This is a genomic window from Butyrivibrio sp. VCB2006 (genome assembly GCF_000420945.1).
Lineage (GTDB): Bacteria > Bacillota > Clostridia > Lachnospirales > Lachnospiraceae > Butyrivibrio.
Window position 1 is genome coordinate 42,687 of the sequence record NZ_ATVX01000021.1, and the last position, 9,004, is coordinate 51,690.

General features: G+C 41.4%; 8 protein-coding genes. 1 reads left to right on the top strand and 7 read right to left on the bottom strand.

All coding sequences use genetic code 11. The features are described 5' to 3' along the window. Positions 1-101: 101 nt before the first annotated feature. From G613_RS0115775 to G613_RS0115800, 6 genes are all read right to left on the bottom strand, one after another. A complete protein-coding gene (locus G613_RS0115775; RefSeq protein WP_029233541.1) occupies positions 102-371 on the bottom strand; it encodes a hypothetical protein in 270 nt (89 codons plus the stop codon). Further along, the gene (locus tag G613_RS0115780) at positions 352-1,164 is read right to left on the bottom strand and encodes a phosphatase (protein WP_029233542.1); all 813 of its coding nucleotides are present in this window, start codon (positions 1,162-1,164) and stop codon (positions 352-354) included. The genes G613_RS0115775 and G613_RS0115780 overlap by 20 nt, the downstream gene beginning before the upstream one ends. Positions 1,165-1,294: 130 nt before the next feature. Continuing rightward, positions 1,295-2,311, bottom strand: coding sequence for a UDP-glucose 4-epimerase GalE (gene galE, locus G613_RS0115785; RefSeq protein ID WP_029233543.1), 1,017 nt, complete (start codon positions 2,309-2,311; stop codon positions 1,295-1,297). A 106-nt stretch (positions 2,312-2,417) separates the two neighbouring features. Continuing rightward, positions 2,418-3,647, bottom strand: a complete 1,230-nt coding sequence (locus G613_RS0115790) for a UTP--glucose-1-phosphate uridylyltransferase (protein WP_029233544.1) — start codon at positions 3,645-3,647, stop codon at positions 2,418-2,420. A 150-nt stretch (positions 3,648-3,797) separates the two neighbouring features. After that, entirely contained in the window at positions 3,798-5,504 is a 1,707-nt protein-coding gene (locus tag G613_RS0115795; protein WP_029233545.1) for a GH25 family lysozyme, read from the bottom strand. Positions 5,505-5,615: 111 nt separating this feature from the next. Beyond that, positions 5,616-6,353, bottom strand: a complete 738-nt coding sequence (locus G613_RS0115800) for a hypothetical protein (RefSeq protein ID WP_155828114.1) — start codon at positions 6,351-6,353, stop codon at positions 5,616-5,618. Between the two features lie 191 nt (positions 6,354-6,544). Here G613_RS0115800 and G613_RS18870 point away from each other — a divergent pair, with 191 nt between their 5' ends. Further along, positions 6,545-7,627 (top strand): alpha/beta hydrolase, encoded by a 1,083-nt coding sequence (locus tag G613_RS18870; protein ID WP_029233547.1) that lies wholly within the window; start codon positions 6,545-6,547, stop codon positions 7,625-7,627. 44 nt (positions 7,628-7,671) lie between these two features. Here G613_RS18870 and G613_RS0115810 read toward each other — a convergent pair whose 3' ends face one another. Then, positions 7,672-8,634, bottom strand: coding sequence for an NAD(P)-dependent oxidoreductase (locus tag G613_RS0115810; RefSeq protein WP_029233548.1), 963 nt, complete (start codon positions 8,632-8,634; stop codon positions 7,672-7,674). Between the last annotated feature and the right edge of the window lie 370 nt (positions 8,635-9,004).

A 9,004-nucleotide genomic window follows, 5' to 3' on the forward strand; every position in this document is an offset into this window, starting at 1 on the left:
ACCTTCTTCCTTTCTGGATTATGGCTATAGTATAGAAAGGTTTTGTGACGGAATTGTGTTTTAATTATTATAAAAAAATAATATTTGATCTTAACTGTTAATCAATACTCTTCCTCAATTACCTGAATTTCCATGTAATCAAACGGAACCTGTTCAATAAATGCATCCTTGGTAAACCTGCATTTGGAGTGCCTTTGGAAGTCTCTGACTGTTGTTTCAAGCCATATAGGTTTGGACAGATCCAGCTCGTAGCAGGCTTTTTCAATGGCATTCATCACCTTGTGAGTTCTGGTATCACTTGTGCTGTCACAAATGACTGTGTCCTTCAAAAGGTGATTATCATCAATTAATTTAACCCATAATCTGAACATTACATACTCCGCTTTTTGAAAGCCCTTCTAAAAAGCTTTCCTTTGTTCTGTTTATAATAAGTTCCTGCGGAAAACCAACTTCTTCAAGCACCGCCTGGGCCTTCTGGGTTTGTCCGATTTCCAAAGACATATGAGCATCTGTATTTACACAGATTGAAACCCCAAGCTCAGCGCATCTTACAGCTATATCTCTGCACACCATCTGATGATGGCCCTCCCAGAAAAAGCTGTGTTCGTTGATCTCTACCGCTTTATTAAGCTCTTTTGCCCTAAGAAGCACCTCGTCCATATCAAAGGGAACTCCGGCTCTTCCGATATGTCCTATAAAGAAAACCTTGGGATTCTCAAGGGCTTTGATATACATTTTGGTATTCTCTGCTACTGACTTGCCTTCTGTATGTCTTTTGGCATGGACAGAAGCAATAACAAAATCAAGTCTCTCGAAAACCAGCTCCTGAAGGTTTCTCTCTGGATCATATGGATCACCAACTACTGATTTCTCAACAGCAATATCATGGCCAAAGAAATGGCCCTCCATATCAACAATATCAGCTTCACATCCCCTTAACACCATGACATCATTCCACTGTCTGGGCCAGTTTGATGAGCAAAAGAAATACTGATAATTTTTCACGTTCTCATAGTCACCAAAGAGCATATCGCTGAAATGATCAGTGCTTGCAAGAAGTTTAATTCCGCAGTCTCTGGCAGCTCTGACATTTTCTTCTATGGTTGAATAAGCATGTCTTGAATATAAAGTATGTGTATGGGTATCGCATTCTATTTGGTACATATTGTCACCTCTGATTCTATTATTTTCCCCACAACACCCCAATTATTAGTAAAAAATGTAGCTATCCACATACTGTGCAGATAGCTACATTAGAATAACATTATATTATTATTTCATCAACAAATGGCCATTAGTCTTCATAACCATTAGGATTCTGGCTCTGCCATCTCCATGAGTCAGCACACATCTCCTTGATGCCGTACTGTGCTTTCCAGCCAAGCTCCTTCTCAGCCTTATCAGCATTTGAGTAGCATGTTCCGATATCGCCTGGTCTTCTGTCTCTGATCACGTAAGGAATCTTAACACCTGTTGCCTCTTCGAAGTTCTTAACAATATCAAGAACGCTGTATCCTACGCCTGTTCCAAGGTTGTAGATGTTAAGTCCGCTGCCCTTCTCAAGCTTCTTGAGAGCCTTAACATGTCCAAGTGCAAGGTCTACAACATGGATGTAATCTCTAACACCGGTTCCGTCAGGAGTATCATAATCATTACCGAATACATTAAGCTCAGGAAGCTTACCAACTGCAACCTGTGTAATGAAAGGCATAAGATTGTTAGGTATTCCGTTTGGATTCTCACCAATTGTTCCGCTCTTATGAGCTCCGATAGGATTGAAGTATCTAAGAAGAACTACATTCCACTCCTGATCAGCCTTCTGAATATCTGAAAGTACCTGCTCAAGCATAGACTTGGTCCAACCATATGGGTTAGTACATGTACCCTTAGGGCATTCCTCTGTAATCGGGATAAATGCAGGATTACCATAAACAGTTGCTGAAGATGAGAAAATAATATTCTTGCAGCCATGCTTTCTCATAACATCAACCAAAGTAAGAGTTCCTGCTATATTGTTATCGTAGTATTCCCATGGTTTCTGTACAGACTCACCAACTGCCTTAAGTCCTGCAAAATGAATTACACTGTCAATCTTCTCATTTGAAAAGATCTTCTCAAGGCCCTCTCTATCTCTGATATCTGTCTCATAGAAAGGAACCTTCTTGCCAGTAAGAGCCTCAACTCTTCCAATAACCTTTTTACTGGAATTAGCAAGGTTATCCATAACAACAACATCATATCCTGCATTCTGCAGCTCAACTACCGTATGTGATCCAATGTATCCAGCGCCACCTGTTACTAGAATAGCCATAGTACACCTCCGTATCAAACTATATGTTTTATATTGATATCATTGTATATGTGAATCTCGTACTTATCAACGTGGTTATGTTATATATACCTGTCTTTTTGTTAACTTACAGTTCTATTCCGTTCAATTTGCAAAGCTCTCTTGCTGATTCTACTGAATCAATACCTGTCTTATTCTTGATAGGAGCAAACTCATGCTCTCTTACTACCTCGTAAGGAAGACATGTGTCAAGCTCATGGATCATATCAAGAACAAGCTGCTCAAATTTGCAACCGTTTGGAGTTTCAGGCTTAACAAGGTTTGCATTCTCGTCAATATAAGGAATCTTCTTCTCAACAACGTGAAGAGGAAGAGTATTCTGTGCTATATCAAAAAGAGCCTTCTCATTGAAGAGATAATTAAGGATTACACCATAGTTGTAAGCTGGATCGCCGTTAGCATCCTTGGCATCCATCATTTCCTGTGAAAGCTCATAGTACTCAACGATAGATGGTCTTCCATCCTCAAGACACATTACACCAACCTTCTCATCAGGAGCGTTCTTTCTAACAACCTTTGCGCCACAAGCAACTCCAGCGTTAACAGTTGCTCCAACAAAGCAAGGATCTGCAATTCTCTGAAGAACATTATCTACGGCAAAGATATCAATCCACTCAATTCCCTCTTTTAACAGAGTATCTCTGAGTCCTGCCTTGAGCATTGATGAATACCATCCGGCATTTCCGTTAGGAGATGTAGAAATTCTACCCTTACCCTCCATGTATACCTTGCCTTCGTAATCAGATGCAGGTGCCATATCCTGCTTGAAGAATGTGATCTTATCCTCAGGATATCCAAAGAAGTTATGCTCCTTAAGGAAGTTTACTGTAGCATCATTATTCTTCTCACTTGTCATGATAAAGAGATGAATGTAAGCCCCCTCTGCCTGGTTAACAGTATCCTGAAGGTTCTCAATGATTCTCTGGAAAATATAAACAGGCTTAGTAAGTCCAATATCATACATTCCCTTTGGGTTGTCTGAACCAAGTCTTGTTCCCATTCCACCTGCAAGAAGAACTGCTGCAACCTTACCGGCCTTGATCGTATCTACACCAATCTTTCTAAACTCTTCTTTTCTCTCTTCGATTTCAGAAACCTGCATTGCAGCAAGTGGTGAAAATGTTCCTCTTCCTTCACTCTTGCCAAGGTTCTTGCAGTTCTCAAGTACTGCGAAATCAGTCTCTTCAATCTGGTTAAGAAGATCCTTCTGCTCTGCCTCTGAAAGCTCATCATAGTACTTAAGGACATGCTCCTGTCCGTACTTTGCAAGTTTTTCTTTTGCTTGTAATAAATCCATTATAAAATTACCTCTCTTTTTGAGTATCATTCTATTTTTTATGCCGCTTTATTGTATCATACTTAATGCTTTTATTCTAATAATATGTAAAAAGAAAAAGACTCGCGCCATTTCTGACGCAAGTCCTGTATTTTAGTGATATTTAACTGGTTACTGTGGAGTTCCTGTTGTTGGAACAGAAGGTGCCTGGGCAACTACTGTAGTAGGATCAACTGGTGCCGGAGTTCCGGGAACCCATCCTGCAGGTGCCACTAAAAGACCATTTTTGTCAAAGGTGCACTCTACATTATCAAGCACTGCTGTAACCTTAGCAAGCATCTTGCCATTGTTGGCATCGAAATATCTCCATCCATCAGGAAGCTGTACCCAGCCCACAACCATATGTCCATCAGCAGGATCAAGATAATATACACCATCCTTGAGAGAAGCAAGACCAAGAGCCATCAAACCATCAGATCCAAAGTAAAAGGCTCTGCCATCGATAGCGTTCCATCCGCTAACCATCTTGCCATCAGCTCCGAAGTAATATCTTCCGCCAACATCTCCTGACCATCCGGTAAACATAACACCGTCATTTCCAAAGAGATATACTGACTTATCTATTGTTGTAAGTCCTACAGTGGCCTTGTAGTCAGGTCCAAAGTAGAATCTCTGTCCAAGCTCATTGGTAAACCATCCTGATACAGCAGCTCCGTCTGCTCCGAACATAAACTTGCCAATCTCAAAAGCAAGCATTCCAGTCTGCATTACACCGGCTTCATTGAAGTAGTAAAGCTTATTTCCAATCTGAGTCAGACCAACATGCATGAGATACTGATCATCGAAGTAATGAACTCCGTCCGCAAGAGGGATAAGCCCCTTCTGGCAAATTCCGTCTTCGCCTGCATAGCAAATAGCTCCGCCCACATCGATAAGTCCTGTTCTTCTAACACCATTGGCATCAAAGAAATATCTGTGTCCATCAATATCTGCAAATCCAACCTTAGCAAGACCGCCCTGGGCAGGATCAAGATAGTATATTCCGGACTCATCCTGGAACCATCCGGCATTGATAATTCCGCTTGCATCGGCGTGATATCTACCGTTGGAAAGATTGAGCCATCCGGACATTCTTCTGTAATTGTGATAATAGTAGATGTTACCGCCGTAGCTGTTGAAGCCTTCCTGAATCATGCGGCTAAAGTAGTCCACATACAGGTGGTTAACATCAACTCTTGAAGGAATTCCGGCAATAGAACCGTGGCTGGTTGACTGCCACATAGCATAATCACCGGGATATTCGCAACTGCTACTGTACTGAGCAACCCACTTAGGAGATGAAACCACAGGCATTCTTCCCATAAACCAGTTCTTGCTGGCATATACCATTGGCTCATAACCATTTGCATATATTATTCCGCAGAAAGTATCAGCTATAGCCTGAAGCTGAGCTGCATTAAGGCCCTTCTGACAGGAATCCTCTATATCTATTGCAATAGGAAAAGAAACAGTATAAGGAGCAATCCAGGACAAAACCAAGTTAGCCTCTGCTGCTGCCTGTTCCGGGTTAGTAGCATAAGAATAAATATAGATACCGGTTCTGATGCCAACAGCATTAGCGTTAACTATGTTGTTAACGAACTGCTCGTCGATACCTTTCTTGGTAGTACCAACTCTGATCATTGCAAATTTGACACCGGAATTCTTGACCTGTTGCCAGTTGATTCCTCCGTTATATTTGGAAACGTCAACACCCATTGCCACTTCAGGGCCTCTTGCAGAAACATCCACTTTGGCTACAGGTGATAAAGACAGGAGCGCGATCACCCCAATAAGCGCACCTACAGAAAGTAAGGCTTTCCCAACACTTTTTAACATACTCTTCCCCTCATATATATTTTTAAGATTTTCTTAACATTTAAATTATAAGGGGTAGGATTACCTTAGTCAACGAAAGAAAAAAGAGACCTTTCGGTCTCTTTAAACAGCTTATTTATCAAGATATTTGATGATTCCGTATGCAGCAGTTCCTGCATGTGCATTGAAGGTTACGGTTGTAGGTTCGTCGTCAAGATCCGGCAGAATCTCAAATGCTCCACCATTTCTTACACATACCATAGCGTAAGTATTATTTTCGCTCCTGAATGCTGTCGGTATCGAAACTTTTGTTGTCACCTGCATTTCATCATTCTCAAATGGATATACCTTCATAGAAAAATATCTGCTTACAGTCATCTGGAAAGTAGCTCCAAGCGCTGCATTCTCGGATTGGGCAACTATCTCCATTGTCTCAACGGCCGCAGGGGCTGTATATTTGTACAAATCCCAGGTAGAAACAAAAAAATATTCAAGCACCATGAAGTTAGCCTGTTTCTGCATATCGGCCAGAGATGAAACGACAGCAAGTCCGGGAATGCTGTAAGCATAATAGTGACCATCCAGGGTGGATTTTGTAATTTTGCCATTTACAACTACTGTGTTGTTCTGAGGAATTACTACTTCTTCCTTCTCCTGCTCTGTTTCGGTGGCAGTCGCTTCTTTTGCCTCCTCTGCTGTTACAGTTGTTGTAGCAGTAGCTACCGGGCTGGCTTCCTGAACATTCGTAATAGAAGCACCCAAAGAACCGGTATTTGATGTTGCATATGCAGTTATTCCCATTGTACCTGACAAGGTTACGGCTACTGCAATCAGCATCGCTCCAATAGTTTTCATTATATTTTTAGTCATATATTGTCTTCTAATCATAGTTATCTCCGCATTTTATATGCTATCTTTGCATTCATTATACGATATTCCCACTGATATGGGTAATCTTTTTCGCAATATCTGAATAAACTCAGGAAATATGTGGTAGGAAATATCTTTCCAAATGTCCTAAACTAGCATTTGAAAAAACACTGTAAGGACAAGAAATACATATGAAAAAGAAAGTTATTATTGGATTATTAGCAATGGGGCTTATCCTAAACGGATGCGGCAACAATATCGAGAAGGCAATTGCCGAAGAAACCTCTTATTCTGCGGAAGCTGACTCCGTAGACCTCAGCAGTCAGCCAGCAGAGAGTAGCTCAGAAACTTCTTCTGTAGAAGACTCCGCATCAGAAAGCAGTACTGATACTGAAAAGCCTGACCCTAAGGATCAGCACGCAGAAGTCGGAGACATGGTTCTTCCGAAATATACTGCCCTCAGAACAGGCCAGGAATCCGGAACAATTGAACGTATCACCTACACAACCTACGACTACGCAGGAGACGGAAGCGAGTACACCAAGGAAGCAAATATCTATCTTCCCGCCGGATATAGCGAAGACAAGAAATATAACGTAATGATCTTGATGCACGGTATTGGTGGAAATGAAGATGAATGGGGAATGAATAAGAGCACCTCCCGCGTTAAGGCAATCATGGACAACCTTGCATACTACGGAGACATTGAGCCATTTATAGTTATCACTCCAAACGGACGTGCAGGCAAGAACGCCGGAAAAAGCGGGTCAGCAAAGGGTTCCGGCATTGAATCATTTTATCTATTTGGAAAAGAGCTTAGAAATGACCTGATTCCTTATATAGATTCACACTATAGCACCTATGCAGACTACGAAGAAGGTTATGACCTTTCTGCTGCCAGGGCACACAGGGCTATTGCCGGTCTGTCCATGGGTGGAATGCAGACAATCAATATAGGTATCGGAGAATGTCTTGATATGTTCGGCTACTTTGGAGCTTTTTCAGCAGCTCCCACCAGTAACGTTGCTGCCAAGACCGCATCAATAATATCTGACAGCGAATATCCAGTCTACTACTTCTACAACATCTGCGGCAAGCAGGACAGAACAGCTTATCAGAGCTCCTCTGCAGCAGCCAAGACTATCCCTGCTCTGTGTGATAAGCTCACAGAAGGCGAAAACTTCATGTGGCAGGAGGTAGATGGTGCTCACGATTTCCATGTATGGTATCTTGGTTTTTACAATTTTGCTCAGCTGGCATTTAACGCGGAATAATACAAAGAGCAAATATCCGATTATCCCGGATATTTGCTCTTTTTTCATGGATTAACTATATTTCTTGCTTCGCCTCTCTGATAGGCCTGTACATTTTTCTTAACCTCTTCAAGGCAACGATTACGTGCCTCTGTACTTGCCCAGGCAAGGTGAGGTGTCACCATCAGCTTTGTGCTGTCCTGAATTGCCAAAAGAGGTGAATCTTTTGCCATAGGTTCCGGACTAAGCACATCCAGTCCTGCAGCCTTAATCTTGTTATTTATAAGCGCATCTGCCAGATCTTTTTCACTTACAACCGCTCCTCTTGCAACATTGATGAGAATCGCAGTTTCTTTCATCTTATCAAATGCCTTGGCATCAAAAAGGTTTCTTGTCCTGTCGCTAAGGGGGCAATGAAGAGAAATCACATCTGATCTTCTGAGAAGTTCGTCAAACTCAACTCTTTCATAATCTGTACAGGTACTGTTTCCCGATGCGGAATAAAAGATTACCTTCGCTCCGAAAGCAGTAGCAATCTGAGCCACTTTTCTTCCAATATTTCCCATTCCGACTATTCCGTAAGTCATTCCGTCAAGCTCATGAAATGGAATATCCAGACAGCAAAAATGAGGCTGATTTGCATAATCGCCGCTTTTAACAAACTCATCATAGTGCCTCATACTCTCCACAAGATAGAACAAAAGAGCAAAAGTATGTTGCGCAACAGAAGCTGTTGAATAGTTCACCACATTTGCAACCTTAACCCCATGCCTGTTGCAGGCCGGAATATTAGCATTATCAAAGCCTGTAGCAAACTCGCAGATAAGCTTTAAATCAGGTGCATCATCTAAAAGCTTATCAGTGATAACACTCTTATTGATCATTAAAACCTCTGCTCCCGCAAGACGCTCCCTGGCATTTCCCTCTGTTATCTTGTCATCATAGTATGTGACATCGCCCAAATCATTAAACAGGCTATAGTCTATATCAGTTCCAACGCTATCTATATCAGCAGCCACTATTCTCATCTTTTGTTTCTCCTCGTTTCCAAAATTGTTGTTACTAATCACATTAGCACAATCTAATTGTGAATTGTAGCTATACTTTTTTCCAGATATTTAGTTATATTTCTAACTAAGTATCATATATTCCAAAGTCGATATACTATATGACACGGATTGTCTTGAGAAAAGAATGAGGGCAACTCCATTTTGGCACAGGCAAATCACTCTAATTCCGGTGTTCTTACTTTGGTACAGTAGTTTAAACAGTTTTACAGCCAAAAAATAAGAGGATACGAGAAAATGATATGATTCCCCTAAAGTAGACAATGGAAATAACCAAAGTCTCCTTTAGGGGGATTTTTTATGGCCAAAAAGAAACATTCTGTCGAGTGGA